The organism is Cellulosimicrobium cellulans (genome assembly GCF_016921195.1).
Taxonomy (GTDB): Bacteria; Actinomycetota; Actinomycetes; order Actinomycetales; family Cellulomonadaceae; genus Cellulosimicrobium; species Cellulosimicrobium cellulans_F.
Map to the genome: position 1 here is coordinate 22721 of NZ_JAFGYF010000006.1, position 16246 is coordinate 38966.

At 74.9% G+C, this 16246-nt stretch carries 12 protein-coding genes; 10 read left to right on the forward strand and 2 right to left on the reverse strand.

Translation table 11 applies throughout. The annotated features are described in order from the left end of the window. Positions 1-17: 17 nt before the first annotated feature. Positions 18-617: a DoxX family protein gene (locus tag JN535_RS13330; protein WP_205206048.1), complete on the reverse strand. Its 600-nt coding sequence runs from the start codon at positions 615-617 to the stop codon at positions 18-20. Between the two features lie 319 nt (positions 618-936). Between JN535_RS13330 and ilvD (JN535_RS13335) the strand changes: the two genes are divergently transcribed. From ilvD (JN535_RS13335) to JN535_RS13350, 4 genes are all read left to right on the forward strand, one after another. Further along, entirely contained in the window at positions 937-2802 is a 1866-nt protein-coding gene (ilvD, locus tag JN535_RS13335) for a dihydroxy-acid dehydratase (RefSeq protein WP_205206049.1), read from the forward strand. Between the two features lie 426 nt (positions 2803-3228). After that, a complete protein-coding gene (ilvD, locus tag JN535_RS13340) occupies positions 3229-4947 on the forward strand; it encodes a dihydroxy-acid dehydratase (RefSeq protein ID WP_205206050.1) in 1719 nt (572 codons plus the stop codon). Positions 4948-5027: 80 nt separating this feature from the next. Continuing rightward, positions 5028-5702, forward strand: coding sequence for a 4a-hydroxytetrahydrobiopterin dehydratase (locus tag JN535_RS13345; RefSeq protein ID WP_205206051.1), 675 nt, complete (start codon positions 5028-5030; stop codon positions 5700-5702). Positions 5703-5780: 78 nt separating this feature from the next. Beyond that, positions 5781-6593, forward strand: a complete 813-nt coding sequence (locus JN535_RS13350; RefSeq protein ID WP_205206052.1) for a hypothetical protein — start codon at positions 5781-5783, stop codon at positions 6591-6593. 38 nt (positions 6594-6631) lie between these two features. Here the strand turns inward: JN535_RS13350 and JN535_RS13355 are convergent, their stop codons facing one another. After that, entirely contained in the window at positions 6632-7951 is a 1320-nt protein-coding gene (locus JN535_RS13355) for a cytochrome P450 (RefSeq protein ID WP_307868701.1), read from the reverse strand. A 128-nt stretch (positions 7952-8079) separates the two neighbouring features. Between JN535_RS13355 and JN535_RS13360 the strand changes: the two genes are divergently transcribed. The 6 genes from JN535_RS13360 to JN535_RS13385 all read left to right on the forward strand — a co-directional run bounded on the left by JN535_RS13360 (position 8080) and on the right by JN535_RS13385 (position 16021). Next, positions 8080-9171: a 3-oxoacyl-ACP synthase III family protein gene (locus JN535_RS13360; protein ID WP_307868702.1), complete on the forward strand. Its 1092-nt coding sequence runs from the start codon at positions 8080-8082 to the stop codon at positions 9169-9171. Beyond that, entirely contained in the window at positions 9168-9959 is a 792-nt protein-coding gene (locus tag JN535_RS13365) for a glycosyltransferase family 2 protein (protein ID WP_205206053.1), read from the forward strand. The genes JN535_RS13360 and JN535_RS13365 overlap by 4 nt, the downstream gene beginning before the upstream one ends. After that, positions 9956-11263, forward strand: coding sequence for a cytochrome P450 (locus tag JN535_RS13370; protein WP_307868703.1), 1308 nt, complete (start codon positions 9956-9958; stop codon positions 11261-11263). Before JN535_RS13365 ends, JN535_RS13370 begins: the two co-directional genes overlap by 4 nt. Continuing rightward, the gene (locus JN535_RS13375) at positions 11260-13014 is read left to right on the forward strand and encodes a class I adenylate-forming enzyme family protein (protein ID WP_205206054.1); all 1755 of its coding nucleotides are present in this window, start codon (positions 11260-11262) and stop codon (positions 13012-13014) included. Before JN535_RS13370 ends, JN535_RS13375 begins: the two co-directional genes overlap by 4 nt. Further along, positions 13011-13991: an NAD-dependent epimerase/dehydratase family protein gene (locus JN535_RS13380; RefSeq protein WP_205206055.1), complete on the forward strand. Its 981-nt coding sequence runs from the start codon at positions 13011-13013 to the stop codon at positions 13989-13991. Before JN535_RS13375 ends, JN535_RS13380 begins: the two co-directional genes overlap by 4 nt. A 161-nt stretch (positions 13992-14152) precedes the next feature. Next, complete coding sequence (locus JN535_RS13385; protein ID WP_205206056.1) at positions 14153-16021, forward strand: alpha-glucosidase; 1869 nt, start codon at positions 14153-14155, stop codon at positions 16019-16021. Positions 16022-16246: the final 225 nt, after the last annotated feature.

The window sequence follows — 16246 nt, forward strand, 5'->3', positions numbered from 1 at the left end:
GGCCCCGTGTCCTGCCGTCAGCGCAGCCAGGGCGCCCGGCGGACCAGGGGCAGCGCGGCCCAGCGACGTCCGAGCCCCCAGGTGTCGCCCGCGAGCGTCGTCGTGAGGACGACGAGGAGCAGGACCACGAGGACGTGCTGGTCGACGACGGGGTTGTTCGATCCCGCCGCTACCGGCCACTGGGACAGCCAGAGCATGCCGAAGAGCAGCGCGCCGCACACGGCGGCGACGCGCAGGCCGATCCCGAGCAGGAGCGCGAGCCCCACGCCGAGCAGCCCGAGCATGAAGAGCCAGTCGGTGACCGGGCCGGCCATCGCGGCGAACGTGCCCGCGAGCGGCCCCTGAACCCCGTGCTCGAGGTACCCCTGGGCCGGGGCTGCGCCCGCGAGCCATGCGCGATCACGCGGCGTCGCGTACCCGAGGCCCAGGAGCTTGTCGGCGAACGGCCAGAGGAACACGACGGCGCCGCCGAGCCGGGCGAGCGCGAGGGCGTGCCGGGCGGCGGAGCGCGTGACGACGTCGTCCTGGGTGACGAGGCCGGGCCCGGCCGCGGCGCCGGGAGCGGCCCCGGACGACGCGTCGGGCGGTGCGGTCGTGCGCGTGGTGGACGTGGACATGAGGTGCCCCCTCGGGAACGGGATCTGAGGATCGGTCGGTGCCGGGACCTGGCCTGCCGCGCCTGCGCGGTGTCGCTCTCCGTCGAGGCGTCGCGGAGGTCCCTGGCCGTGACGTGCTCGCCCACGGTGGCAGGGGTGCCCGCGGCGGTTCAACCCTTACGTAACGTTTAGGTGGAGATCCCTCGGTGGGTAGGGACTCCACGTACGTAGCTCGACGACCACGAGACGGACGCCCGGTTCGTCCGGTCGCCGGCAGGCGTAATGTGACCCGGCGGCCGGAGGATCGGCCGCGGCCACCCGTCGAAGGAGCTGAACCGACATGAGCCGCCCCCTGCGCTCCCGGACGTCCACCCACGGCCGCAACATGGCCGGCGCCCGCGCCCTCTGGCGCGCGACCGGCATGGGCTCGGAGGACTTCGGCAAGCCGATCATCGCGATCGCGAACTCGTACACGCAGTTCGTCCCCGGCCACGTCCACCTCAAGGACATGGGCGACCTCGTCGCGTCGGCGATCCGCGAGGCGGGCGGCGTCTCCAAGGAGTTCAACACCATCGCCGTCGACGACGGCATCGCGATGGGCCACGGCGGCATGCTCTACTCGCTCCCGAGCCGCGACCTCATCGCCGACTCGGTCGAGTACATGGTCAATGCGCACTGCGCGGACGCGCTCGTGTGCATCTCGAACTGCGACAAGATCACACCCGGGATGCTCAACGCCGCGCTGCGGCTCAACATCCCGGTGATCTTCGTGTCGGGCGGCCCGATGGAGGCCGGCAAGGCGGTGATCGCGGACGGCGTCGCCAAGACCCACCTCAACCTCGTCAACGCGATCAACTACTCGGCGGACGACAACGTGTCCGACGCCGCCCTCGCCCAGGTCGAGGAGAACGCGTGCCCCACGTGCGGGTCGTGCTCGGGCATGTTCACCGCGAACTCGATGAACTGCCTCACCGAGGCGCTCGGCCTGTCGCTGCCGGGCAACGGCTCGACCCTCGCCACGCACGCCGCGCGCAAGGAGCTGTTCCTCGAGGCCGGCCGCACGATCGTCGACCTCGCCAAGCGCTACTACGAGGACGAGGACGACTCGGTCGCCCCGCGCTCGATCGCGACCAAGGCCGCGTTCTCCAACGCCATGGCCCTCGACGTCGCGATGGGCGGTTCCACCAACACGGTGCTCCACATCCTCGCCGCCGCGCAGGAGGCCGAGGTCGACTTCGACCTCACCGACATCGAGCGCATCAGCCGCCAGGTGCCGTGCCTGTCGAAGGTCGCGCCGAACCACCCGAACTTCCACATGGAGGACGTGCACCGCGCGGGCGGCATCCCCGCGCTCCTCGGCGAGCTCGACCGTGCGGGGCTGCTCGACCACGACGTCACCAGCGTCCACACCCCGACGCTGCGCGAGTGGCTCGACGACTGGGACGTCCGGGGCGGCAAGGCGACCGAGCGGGCGATCGAGCTGTTCCACGCGGCGCCCGGGGGAGTGCGCACCACGCAGGCGTTCTCGACGTCGAACCGCTGGGAGTCGCTCGACACCGACGCCGCGAACGGCTGCATCCGCGACCTCGAGCACGCGTACACCGTCGAGGGTGGCCTCGCCGTGCTGCGCGGCAACCTCGCCGAGGACGGCGCCGTGTTCAAGACGGCCGGCGTCGACCCGGACGTCTTCCACTTCGTCGGGAAGGCGCTCGTCTGCGAGTCGCAGGACGAGGCGGTCGAGAAGATCCTCACCAAGCAGGTCCAGCCCGGCCACGTCGTCGTCGTGCGCTACGAGGGCCCGGCGGGCGGCCCGGGCATGCAGGAGATGCTCTACCCGACGTCGTTCATCAAGGGTCGCGGCCTCGGCAAGGTGACGGCGCTCATCACCGACGGCCGCTTCTCCGGCGGGTCGTCCGGGATCTCCGTCGGCCACGTCTCGCCCGAGGCCGCCGCGGGCGGCGTCATCGGTCTCGTCGAGGACGGCGACGAGATCGAGATCGACGTCGACACGCGACTCATCCGTCTCAACGTGCCCGACGACGTGCTCGCCGAGCGCCGCGCCAAGATGGAGGCGCGCGAGAACCCGTGGCAGCCGGTCGACCGAGACCGCTACGTCTCGCCGGCTCTCCAGGCCTACGCCGCCATGGCGACGTCCGCCGACCGCGGCGCCGTCCGCGACGTGTCGCTCATCAAGCGCAACCGCTGACCCCGACGACGACGGGCCCGCACCTCCGAGGCGCGGGCCCGTCGTCGCGCTCGGGGCTGCCGCTTGGGCGCCGAGGTAGAACTCTGGTCGGCCGAGGTAGAACCGTGGTCGGCCGAGATAGAACCGTGGTCACGCGAGGTAGAACCGTGGTCGGCCCAGATAGAACCGTGGTCGGCCAGGCGGCGGTGGGGCGCCCGATGCGGCACGCTGCCCGCGACGGCCGGACCGCGACGACGAGACCAACCGGGACGACCGCGCGCCGTCGCGCAGGGACCACGGTTCTACCTCGGCCAACCACGGTTCTACCTCGCGCGACCACGGTTCTACCTCGCGTGACCACGGTTCTACCTCGGCCGACCACGGTTCTATCTCGCGCTACCGCGGTTCTACCTCGCCGGGGCGGGGGTGGGTTCCTAGAGTGGGGGCATGACTGGGCAGACCCCGCGCGCCGACGCCGGACCCGACCTCAAGCCTCGTTCCCGCCAGGTCACGGACGGCCTGGAGGCGACGGCGTCGCGCGGCATGCTGCGCGCCGTCGGGATGGGCGACGAGGACTTCGCCAAGCCGCAGATCGGCATCGCGAGCTCGTGGAACGAGATCACGCCGTGCAACCTGTCGCTCGACCGGCTCGCGCAGGGCGCGAAGGAGGGCGTGCACGCGGGCGGCGGGTACCCGCTGCAGTTCGGGACGATCTCCGTCTCCGACGGCATCTCGATGGGCCACGAGGGCATGCACTTCTCGCTCGTGAGCCGCGACATCATCGCGGACTCGGTCGAGACCGTGGTCCAGGCGGAACGCCTCGACGGGACGGTCCTGCTCGCCGGGTGCGACAAGTCGCTCCCGGGGATGCTCATGGCGGCGGCGCGGCTGAACCTGGCGAGCGTGTTCCTCTACGCGGGCTCGATCATGCCGGGCTGGGTCAAGCTCTCCGACGGCACGGAGAAGGACGTCACGCTCATCGACGCGTTCGAGGCCGTCGGGGCGTGCGCGCGCGGGCTCATGAGCCGCCAGGACGTGGATCGCATCGAGCGGGCGATCTGCCCCGGCGAGGGTGCGTGCGGCGGCATGTACACGGCGAACACGATGGCGTCGGTCGCGGAGGCGATGGGCATGTCGCTGCCCGGCTCGGCGGCGCCGCCGTCGGCGGACCGGCGCCGGGACGCGTTCGCGCACCGCTCGGGCGAGGCCGTCGTCAACCTGCTGCGGCTCGGGATCACCGCACGCGACATCATGACGAAGGAGGCGTTCGAGAACGCGATCGCCGTCGTCATGGCGTTCGGCGGCTCGACCAACGCGGTGCTGCACCTGCTGGCCATCGCGCACGAGGCCGAGGTCGACCTCACGCTCGCCGACTTCGACCGCGTCGCGAGCCGCGTGCCGCACCTCGGCGACCTCAAGCCGTTCGGCCGCTACGTGATGAACGACGTCGACCGCATCGGCGGCGTGCCCGTCGTCATGAAGGCTCTGCTCGACGCCGGGCTGCTGCACGGCGACGCGCTCACCGTCACGGGCCGCACGGTCGCGGAGAACCTCGCCGACATCGACCCGCCCGACCCGGACGGCAAGATCCTGCGGGCGCTCGACAACCCGATCCACCACACCGGCGGCATCACGATCCTGCACGGGTCGCTCGCGCCCGAGGGCGCCGTCGTGAAGTCCGCCGGGTTCGACGAGGACGTGTTCGAGGGGACGGCGCGCGTGTTCGAGCGCGAGCGCGCGGCGCTCGACGCCCTGGAGGACGGGACGATCACGGACGGGGACGTCGTCGTCATCCGGTACGAGGGGCCCAAGGGCGGTCCGGGGATGCGCGAGATGCTCGCGATCACGGGCGCGATCAAGGGCGCGGGGCTCGGCAAGACCGTCCTGCTGCTCACCGACGGCCGCTTCTCCGGCGGGACGACCGGCCTGTGCGTCGGGCACGTCGCGCCCGAGGCGGTCGACGGCGGTCCCATCGCGTTCGTGCGCGACGGCGACCCGATCCGGCTCGACGTCGCGAACAAGACGCTCGACCTGCTGGTCGACGCCGACACGCTCGCCGCGCGCCGCGACGGGTGGGCGCCGCTGCCCCCGACGTTCACGCGCGGCGTGCTCGCCAAGTACGCCAAGCTCGTCCAGTCGGCGTCGCGCGGCGCGATCCTCGAGTGATCCCGGGGCGCGCGGGTGGAGGAGGCGCGCACTAGCGTGGTGTCGCACCTCGCCGCAGCGACGCCGACCGGAGGACCGCCATGACCGAGACCGCCGACGACCGCATTACCGCGCGGCAGTTCCACGACAGCGACGGCGTCGAGGACTGGCGGGTCATCCTCAGGACGGTGCAGACGCTGTTCCGCACGGGCTCGTTCACCGCCGGGGTAGAGCTGGTCGACGCGATCGGCGAGCTCGCCGAGGCCGCGAACCACCACCCCGACGTGGACCTGCGCTACGGGACCGTGACGGTCCGGCTGACCTCGCACGACGTCGGGGGCGTCAGCGCGCGCGACGTCGCGCTCGCGCGGCAGATCTCTGCCGCGGCGCGCGAGCTCGACCTCGTCGCGGACCCGACGGCGGTGCAGGACCTCGAGATCGCGATCGACACGCTCGTCGGTACGGCGGTGCAGCCGTTCTGGCGCGCCGTCCTCGGTTTCGACGAGGGCGCCCCGGAGCTGCCCGCGCCCGAGCTCCGCGACCCGACCGCGCACGCTCCCGCGTTCTGGTTCCAGCAGATGGACGCGCCGCGGGAGCAGCGCAACCGGATCCACGTGGACGTGACCGTGCCGCACGACGTCGCCGAGGCGCGCGTGACCGCCGCCATCGCCGCGGGCGGGCACCTCGTGTCCGACCGGCGCGCGCCCGCCTTCTGGGTCCTGGCCGACGCCGAGGGCAACGAGGCGTGCGTGTGCACGTGGCAGTCGCGCGACTGACGACCTCCTGAGGCGCCCCGGTGGGACGAGGATGAGACGGATGCGGGCGGCGGACTCGTGGCCTGGGAGGCTGGTGCCATGACAGCCCGTCCCGCGAGGTCCACTCCTCGTCGTCCGATCGCGCGCGCCGTCGTGCCCGTGCTCGTCGCCGCTGCCTGCGTCGTCGCGCTCGGAGCGTGCTCGACCGCCACGGAGCCGGGGCCGACGACGTCGGCCGGCGCGCCGAGCCCGTCGCCCACCGAGGACGCGACGGACGTGACCGTCGAGCCGTCGGAGGACCCGACCGACGAGGCCGCCGACCCGCTCGCCGACCGACCGAGCGAGCCACCCGCCCAGGCGGTGGACGCGGGCACGGTCGCGGCCGGCGCGCCCGCTGCCGCGAGCGGCACGGGGAGCGCGGCGGTGTCGTTCGTGCGCGACGGCGACTTCGCCGTCGTCGTGCACCTCGACTGCGGCGAGTGCGCCGGGACCCGGGCGTTCCTGGCGCCCACGGACGTGACCCCGTACCCCGGCACGCTCGGCGAGGCGACGGGCTCCTACCTCATGGACGTGTTCGAGGACTCCGCACCCCAGCAGTCGATCTGGCTCGAGACCGAGGGGGACTGGTCGGTGCGGTTCGAGAGCTGGAACGACCTCCCGCCCGTCACCGGAGCGCAGTCGGGCACCGGGTCGACCGTCCTGCGGCTGGACGGCACGGCGTCGAGCGCGGAGGTGTCATGGGCTCCCGCGGGACCCGAGGACTCGTTCCAGGGCCGGTACTTCGGCGTCACGCGCGAGGCGTCGCGCATGTTCGGCGACACCGAGGCGTTCACCGAGACGTTCGACCTCGTGCTGCCCGGCGTCCTGGCCGTGAAGACCGCGGGCACGTGGAGCGTGACCCCGCAGGGCTGACGACCGGAGCCGGGGGTCGCGGCCCGGGCCTCGCCGCGTCAGGCGCGCGCGACGACGAGCTCGTCGTAGCCCGGCACGAGCACACGCCGCTTGGCCCTGCGGGACACGATGCGCAGGGGAGCGCCGTCGTCCCACAGCGCGTGCAGCAGCGCGGCGATCTCGGCGCGCGCGAGCGCCGCCCCGAGGCACAGGTGGCGGCCCGCGCCGAACCAGAGCTGCCGGGTCTCGCGCACGTAGGGGCGGTCCGCGCGGAAGGGTCCGGCGGCGACGTTCGCGGCCCACGTGAGGATCATGACGCGCTCCCCGGCGCGCAGCGTGCGCCCCGCGACGTCGACGTCCGCGGAGACGCCGCGCCCGATGACCGACGCCGGGCTGGTCACGCGCAGCCCCTCGCGCACGGCGTTCTCGACCGCGTCGGGCTCGCCCGCGGCGCGCTCGACCGGGTGGGCGCGCTCGTCGGCCATCAGCTGGAGCAGGCGGTGCTGCTCGCCCGTGTCGACAAGGAGCGCGGTGGTGCGGGCCATGGCGGACGCCGACGTCTCCGTCCCCGCGACCATGAGCAGGCTCGCGAGCCCCGTGGTCTCCTCCAGCCCGAGGCCGAGCTCGCGGCACCGGCCGAGCAGGCGGTCGGCGGGGGCGTGCAGCCACCCGTCGGGAACGCCCCGGGTCAGCTCGGCGACGATCTCTCGCGCCGCCGCGACCTGCTCCGGCGAGAGGTACGTCGAGCCCGCGCTGCCGAGCGCGATCGACGCGAGGCGCTCGCCCGTCGCGAAGGCCGTGAGCGCGTCGTCGTCGCCGGGGACGACCGCGGCCGCGCCGTCGGGAGCGGCCGCGCCGCCGAGCGTCGGTATGCCGAGCAGGGAGATCATCATCCGACCGACCAGCACGCGGGCCAGCCGGCCGACGTCGACCGATCCGCCCGCCGCGAGGGTGCGGCGCGCGTCGTCGAGGGCTGCCGACCACGCGCCGTCGACCAGCGCGGCGGCGCTCGCCTCCGTGAAGAGCTCGCGCGAGCGCGTGCGCAGGTCGTGGTGGCCTGGGCCGTCGAACAGGTCGAGGACCCAGTCGCCCAGGATCTGCGCCCACAGGTGCCCGACGCCGCCCTCGCCGACGATCGTGAAGTGCCGGTGGTCGGTGAGGATGCGGCGCCCGACCGTCGGGTCGGCGGTGACCCAGCCGAGCCCCGGGACCTTGCGCAGCCCACCGCCCGCGCGCGCTCCGGCGAGCGCGCCGCCCGCGAGCAGGACGCCCGCCATCGCGGGCCGCGCGGCGGTGAGCACCTGGAGCTCGCGCCGGGTCGTGGGCAGGGCGTGGCGTCGCTCGCGGGTGTTCACCGGCGCGGTCGTGGTCGTGGTCACCGGGTCAGTGTGGCGCACGTGCGTCGGTCCCGGGCGCGCGCGCCGCGATCTGGGGATGGGCACTTCACCCCATCGGATCCTGTGGACGACCACCGTCGGAGCGGGTCTGCTTGGTTACTGTGTCGCGCGTGCCAGAGAACCCCGCCGGGACGGCGTCCCGCCCGCCCTTCGTGCCCCCGACGGCCGTGATCGCCGCCGTCGGGGTCCACCTGCCTGAGCGCACGGTCGACGTGCGCGAGGCGGAGCGCGCCCTCGCGGCGCGCAACCCGGGTGCGGCGCCGCGCGTGCCGATGGTCTCGCGCCTCACGGGCGTGCGGCAGGTGCACGTGCTCCCGGACGACTGGGACGCGTCCGACCTCGCCGTCGCGGCCGCGGAGAAGCTCCTGGCGACCGAGGGGCTCGCGCCCGACGACGTCGACCTGCTGCTCTTCGCCTCGGCGAGCCAGGACATGGTCGAGCCGGCGACGAGCCACATCGTCGCCGCGAAGCTCGGGGTCCGGGCGCCGGTGATGGACGTCAAGAACGCGTGCAACTCGGTGCTCAACGCGATCGAGGTCGCGGAGGCGCTCATCGGCACCAGGCGTTACGGGACCGTCCTGATCGCGTCGGGCGAGGCGCCGTCGCGTGCGGTGCGGTGGGACGTCCCGGACCGCGCGACCTACCTGCTCTCCGCGCCGGGCTACACGATGTCCGACGCCGGGGCGGCCGTCCTCGTGCGCCGCGCGACCCCGGCGGAGGCCGACGCGCGCGACGCGGCCGGGGCGCCCGCGCCGCGCGGCATCCTCGCGAGCGCGTTCGGCGCGGAGTCGACGCACTGGGACGTCGGCATGCTCCCCGGCGGTGGCACCGCGCACCCGCGCGACCTCGAGCGGACCTACTTCGAGATCGACGGATCACGCCTGCGCGACGCGTTCCTCGCGCTGGGCCCGGGAGTCGTCCTCGACGCGCTGGGCCGCGCGGGCCTGGGGTGGGACGACGTCGCGCTCGTCGCGGTCCACCAGGTCGCGGTCGCCTACCTCGACGACGTGCACGCCGCGCTCGGCCTCCCGACGGGGCGCACGCTCGTCACCGTCGCCGACCACGGCAACGTCGCCTCCGCGACGCTCCCGTTGCAGCTCGCCACGGCGCTGGAGACCGGCCGGGTCGGGCCGGGGGACGTCGTCGTGCTGGTCGGGCTCGCCGGCGGCATCAGCATCGGCGCGACGGTGGTGCGGCTGTGAGCGCGCGCCGGTTCACGCGGCACGTCGCGAGCCCGCAGCGGCTCGCCGTCGTCGTGCCCGCCCGCGACGAGGCGCACGGGATCGTCGCGACGCTCGAGGCGCTGCGGGACCAGCAGGACACCGACTTCGACCTCGTCGTCGTGGACAACGGGTCGTCCGACGGCACGGGAGACCTCGTCCGGGAGACGGCCGCGGCGTGGGGCATGACGCGGTGGCGCGTCGTCGACGAGCCGCAGAAGGGCACGGGCGCCGCGGCAGACACGGGGATGCGGGCGGCGATCGAGCAGGGGGCGACGCACCTCGCGCGCACGGACGCCGACTGCCTGCCGCGGCCGGACTGGACCCGGCGGGTCCGTGCGGCGTTCGCGAGCGGGCACGACCTCGTCGCGGGCCGGCTCGTGGCGCGCACCGACGACCGCCCGGTCTCGCGCGTCCAGCAGGGGGTGCTCTCGGCGGCGGTGAGCGTCGCGAGCACGTTCGGGCGCTTCCGGCCCGGCAACCAGGACCCGTCCTACCTCGGCCCGTACGTCATGGCGCCGGGCTGCAACATGGCGATCACGGCCGAGCTCTACGAGGCGGCGGGAGGGTTCCCGCGCACGGCGATCGAGGACGTCCACGAGGACCGGGCGCTCGTCAACGCGGTGCGCCGCCTGACGCGGCGGTACGGGGCGCACCGCGAGGTCGTCGTGCTCGCGTCGGCGCGCCGTGCGCACGCGTGGGGCCTCGTGCGCACGCTCGGCTGGTACGCCGACCACCGGTACCGGCCCGAGGTGGTGGACATCCGGTGACGGGGACGACGGCGGTCGCGCCTGCCCCGGTCGGGCTCGCCGCGGCGATGCGTTGGGAGGAGCGCGTCCAGCGCGGTGCGCACCCGCTCGTCTACCCGGCGATCCGGGCCCTGCGGCACCGCGGCCCGGTCGCGCGCGTCCCGGGTATCGGGGTCATCGTGTCCGACGCCGCGACGGCGCGCGCCGTGCTGCTCGACACCGAGCACTTCTCCAAGGTGGGCCCGGGGTCGCCGTCGGACCTCTGGACGCCCGTGCTCGGCCCGTCCGTGCTCCTCAACATGGAGGGCACCGACCACGCGCGCCTGCGCCGCGCGCTGTCCGGGCTGTTCACGCCGCGCGCGGTGCGCGACCTCGTCGCGGTGAGCGTGCCCGACGTCCTCGCGGGGCTCGCCCCGCGCCTGCTCGCGGGCGAGCGCGTCGACCTCGTCGCGGAGACCGCCACCATGGCGGGCACGGTCATCTGCGCCATGACCGGGCTGCCGCCCACCGACGTCGCCGTGCGCGAGGCGATGACGGCCGCGCAGTCCGTGGTCGGCCTGGTGCGGCTGCACCGGCGCAGCCTCACGCCCGCGCAGGTGCGGCACGCGCGGGCCGTCCTCGCCCGGCTCTCGGCGCCCGCGCGTGACGCGTACCGTGCCGGCGACCCGGCAACCGTGCCCGGGCGCATGCGCGAGCTCGGGCTCTCCGAGGACGAGGCCCTGGGCGCCGTCGGGGCGTTCGTCCTCACGGGGACCGAGACCATCCAGTCGTTCGTGCCCCGTCTCGTCGCGCTCACGGCGGACACCGGCTGGCTCGACCGGCTCCTCGCGGCCGACCCCGGCGCCGGACCGGAGGCCGCGGCGCTGCGCGGGCGCGTCGTCGAGGAGGCGCTGCGCGTCACGGCGCCGACCCCCGCGATGCTGCGCTCGGTGCGCACCGACGCGACCGTGGGCGACGTCCGTGTCCGCGCGGGGGACCGGGTCGTGATCGCGACGATCTCCTGCTGCAAGGACGCGGGCCCGTTCGACCCGGACGCCCCCGTCGACCCGGCCGTGCGACACCTGTGGTTCGGTGCCGGCCCGCACTTCTGCCTCGGCATGCCGCTCGCCATGGCCCAGGTCGACGCGGTACTGGACGCGCTGCGCCCCGTCGCGGCCGCGGGGCGGAGCGTCGAGGTCGCCGACCGCGCCGTCGCGCGCGGGGTGCTCATCCCCGCGTACCGCTCGCTCGTCGTGCGAGCGGCCGGCGGCGGGGTGCGCGCGTCGGGTGCGGCCACGCGCCCGATCGCGGGACCGGCCGCGTCGTCGGCGGGGGAGGCGGCGTGACCGCGCCCGACGGCGTGGCCCGCCACCTGCTCGCCCCGATCCTCGAGCGGGGCGCCCCCGGCCATGCGTCCGCCGACGCCGTCGCGCTCCGGCGCTGGACGCGGCCCGGGCGCCGCGGCGCACGCGTGCGCGAGGAGGTCACGTACGCCGACCTCGCGCGCCGCGTCGAGGCGACCGCCACGGCGCTCGCGGCCGACGGTCTCGCGCCCGGCGATCGGGCGCTGTTCTCGGTGCGGCCCCGGCCTGCGGGCGTCCTCCTCGCGTTCGGGGTCGTCCGGGCGGGCGGCACGATCGCGTTCGTCGACCCCGGCTCGACGCCCGAGCTGTTCGCTGCGCGCGTGGAGGCGGCCGGGCCGTCGCTCGCGACGACCGAGTCGCTGCTCTACGCCGTCTCGCGCGGGCCGCTGCGCCGTCTGGCCCGCTCGCGCGGCCTGCTCCTGCCGGACTACGCGGGCCTGCCGCTGCGGCACGTGCACGCGGGGCCGTGGCTCCCCGGGGTGCCGCGCGGCTCGCGCGCCGCGCGCCGTCTCGCGGTGGGGCCGGTCGACCGCGGCGTCCTCCCGGAGCTCGACCCGCACCGCGAGGCGCTCATCGTCTTCACGTCGGGCACGACGGCGCAGCCCAAGGCCGTCGTGCACACGGCCGGGTCGCTGCTCGCCGGGTGCGACCTGCTGCGCGACGTGTTCGCGCTCGTGCCGGGCGACGTCGTGCACACCGACCAGATGCTCCTCGGCGTCCCGGCGCTGCTCGCGGGCGCCACGTGGTCCGTGCCCGCCGACCCGCCGGGCCGCGACATCACGACCTTCGCGCGTCAGCTCGACGGCGCCGCCGGCACCTACCTCGTGCCCGCCGACGTCACGGCGCTGCTGGACGCGGTCGAGGCGGGGACGGTTCCCCCGCGCGGACCGCGGGTCGCGCTCGTCGGCGGCGCGCCCGTGACCCGCGCGCTCCTGGGGCGCGCGACGCGCGTGCTGCCCGGCACGCGGTGGGTCGCGGTGTACGGGATGACGGAGATCCTGCCCGTCGCGGTCGTCGGGGCCCGCGAGAAGCTCGCGTACGCGGGCGACGGCGACCTCGTCGGCGCGCCGCTGCCCGGCACGGTCGCGCGGCTCGACCCGGTCGACGATGAGCAGCCGGGGGACGACGGGGACGCCGTCGGTGAGCTCGTGCTGTCCGGGCCGTCGCTCATGGCGGGCTACCTGCACGACCTCGACGCCCCCACCCGCGGCGCGGGGTCACGGGCGGCGGTGCACCGCACGGGTGACCTCGCGCGCCTCGACGACGCCGGACGGGTCGTGCTCGTCGGGCGCACGCGGGACATGATCATCCGGGGCACGACGAACATCTACCCCGGTCTGCACGAGCCGCGCGTCGCGGCGCTGGAGGGCGTCGGCGAGGCGCTGCTCGTCGGGGTCCCGCAGGTGGACGGGGACGAGCGGGTCGCGCTGGTCGTCACCGCGGCGACGGGGAACGTGCGGCCGGACCAGTCGTCGGCCGGCGATCCAGGTCCCGACGGCGGCGCGCCGGTCCGCCTCGACCCGAGCCACCCGCTCGTGGCCCGGGTACGCGCTGCCCTGCCGGACGTGCTCGACCACGACGCGCTCCCGGACGTCGTGCTGCACGCCGACCGCGTGCCGCTCGCCGGGCGCTCGCGCAAGCCCGACCGGGCGGCGCTCTCCCGGGCCGCCGCGTCGTTCGTGCCCGCCGAGCCGACCGTCGTCGGCCGGGACACCCGCGGCGCCCGCGCGTGAGGGTCGTCGTCACCGGGGCGTCGGGGTTCGTCGGGGGAGCGGTCGCGCGCGGCCTCGTCGCCGACGGCCACGAGGTGTGGACGTCCTCCCGCCGCGACCCGCACGTCCGGGGCGCGCGGCACCTCGCGTGGGACCTCACCACCGGTCCGCTCGCGGACCCACCCACGGTGGACGCCGTCGTGCACGCGGGTGCCGCCGTGTCCGACTGGTGCGCGCTCGACGTCGCGCGCGCGACCAACGTCGGCGGGACGCTCGCCGTCCGTGCGACCTTCCCGGGCGCGCGGTTCGTCCACGTGTCCTCCGGCAGCGTGTACGACCCGTTCCGTCCGAGCGTGCGCGCCCGCGAGCACGAGGCGCCGGTCGAGCGGTACCTCGACGCCTACGGGACGACGAAGGCAGAGGCCGAGCGCGTGCTGGCCCACGACGTCGCACGCCACCCCGACCGGGGTGCCGTCGTCGTGCTGCGCCCGCACGCCGTCTACGGCCCGGGCGACACGACGCTCCTGCCGCGTGTGGAGGCGGCCGTGCGCCGCGGGTGCCTCGTCCTGCCCGGCGGCGGGCGCGTGCTCCAGTCGCTCACGCACGTCGACACCCTCCTCGCCGCGGTGCGCGCCGCCGTCGTGCTGCCCGACGACACGGCTCGCGCGCAGGTCGGCGACGGGCCGACCCGGGGGCTGCTCGTCGTGAACGTCGCCGACGCCGGGCCGGTCGTGCTGCGCGACGCGCTCGTCGACGCGCTGCGCCGCCGCGGTACCGACGTGCGGGTCGTCGCCGTCCCGGTCCGACCCGCGTGGGCGCTCGCCGGCGCGGTCGAGACGGTCGCGCGGCGGCTCCGACGCCCCGAGCCGCCGCGCCTCACCAGGTACGCACTGAGCCATCTCGCGATGGAGCGGACCTTCGACCTCACGGTCCTGCGGGACGTCCTGGGCGTCGAGCCGGCTCCGACGTCGTTCGCGTGGCTCGGCCTCGCCGAGTGATGCGCTCCGGCGCGAGCGATGCGTCCGTGGCCGCAGCACTCGCGCGCTGACGCAGCGCTCGGCGCGGGCGGCGAAGGTCCCACCACGGGCCGTCGCGTCGCCGGGTCGCGCAGCATCGGGCAGGGTGGGACAGGACCCGTGACCCGAGAGGAAGCCGTGCGATGACCTCACCCGCACCCACCCCGGACGCCCTGCCCCGCGGCGGGTGGCCCGGTGCCGAGACGCCCGGCGACGCGCCGTGGTGGACGCGCTCGGTCGTGTACCAGGTGTACCCGCGCTCGTTCCAGGACACCGACGGCGACGGCATCGGCGACCTCCCGGGGATCACCCGGCGCCTCGACCACCTCGAGCGGCTGGGCGTGGACGTCGTGTGGCTGTCCCCGGTGTACCGCTCGCCGCAGGCGGACAACGGGTACGACATCAGCGACTACGAGGACGTCGACCCGCTGTTCGGGTCGCTCGCAGACCTCGACGCCCTGATCGAGGGCCTGCACGAGCGCGGCATGAAGCTCGTCATGGACCTCGTCGTCAACCACACGAGCGACGAGCACCCGTGGTTCGTCCAGTCGCGATCGTCCGCCGAGAGCCCGCGACGCGACTGGTACTGGTGGCGGCCTGCGCGCGCCGGCATGGAGCCCGGGGCGCCGGGCGCCGAGCCGACCAACTGGCGGTCCTTCTTCGGGGGCAGCGCGTGGCGGTTCGACGAGGCCTCGGGCGAGTACTACCTGCACCTGTTCGACCCCAAGCAGCCGGACCTCAACTGGGAGAACCCCGACGTCCGCGAGGCGGTCTACGCGATGATGCGGCGGTGGCTCGACCGCGGCGTCGACGGGTTCCGCATGGACGTCATCAACCTGATCTCCAAGGACGTCGCGCCCGACGGCTCGCTGTCCGACGGCGAGGTGCACTGGGGCACCTACGGGGACGGGAGCCCGCACTACACCGACGGGCCGCGCGTGCACGAGTTCCTCGCCGAGATGCACCGGGAGGTGTTCGCGCCGTACCTCGCGCAGGGCCGGGAGATCCTCACGGTGGGGGAGACGCCGGGGGTGACGGTCGAGCACGGCGTCCGGTACACCGACCCCGACCGCCGCGAGGTCGACATGGTGTTCCAGTTCGAGCACATGGGCATCGACCACGGCGCGACGCGCTACGACCCGGTCCGGTGGGACCTCGCCGACCTCAAGGCGACCCTCGGCCGGTGGCAGGCGGGCCTCGCCCACCGGGGCTGGAACGCCCTCTACTGGGACAACCACGACCAGCCGCGCGTCGTCTCCCGGTTCGGCGACGACTCCCCGGAGCACCGCGTCGCCTCGGCGAAGGCGCTCGCGCTCCTGCTGCACCTGCACCGCGGCACGCCCTACGTCTACCAGGGCGAGGAGCTCGGCATGACGAACGCGCCGTTCACGCGCATCGAGCAGTACCAGGACGTCGAGTCGCTCGGGTACTTCCGTGAGCTCACGGGCCGCACCGGCGGGCCGCGGCTGCGCACCGACGGTGAGATGCTCGCCGTGCTCGCGCACGCGAGCCGTGACCACGCCCGCACGCCCGTGCAGTGGGACGCGAGCGCGAACGCCGGGTTCACGACGGGGACGCCGTGGCTCGAGGTCAACCCGAACCACACCCGGATCAACGCGGAGGCGGCATGGGCCGACGAGGACTCCGTGCTGCACTTCTACCGTCGGCTCGTCGCCCTGCGCCGCGAGGAGCCGGTCGTCGCGCTCGGCGACTTCCACATGCTCCTGCCCGACCACGAGGCGGTCTACGCGTTCACGCGCGGCCTCGACGCTCCCGGCCCCGGCGGCTCGACCGTCCGGGACGAGCTCCTCGTGCTCGTGAACGTCGGTGGCGTACCGCAGGACGTCCCGGCCGAGGCGCTCGCCGGCTGGGAGGACGCGCCGGTCCTCGTGACCACGCACCCCGGGCGGGCCGACGTGGGCGCCCGGCCGGGCGCCGTCGGGCACCTGGAGCCGTGGGAGGGACGGGTGCTCCGGCGCACCGGGCCGTGCACCGAACGTCCCAGTGCGTGAGACGGCCGCCTCGACACGTGACATCACCGGGACATGGGCGTACAGTCCCATGACGTGCAGACGATCCTCCTTGTAGTACTTCCTGAGCGCGCCGGCTGAGGCCACGCAACCAGGCTTCGTCAGCGCGCTCACCCCTCGTCCAGCCCGGCATCCCGGGTCCGAGGGGTTTTTTGTTGCCACCACACCGGCACGACAACACCACACAGGACCGCGGAGGGCCCACCC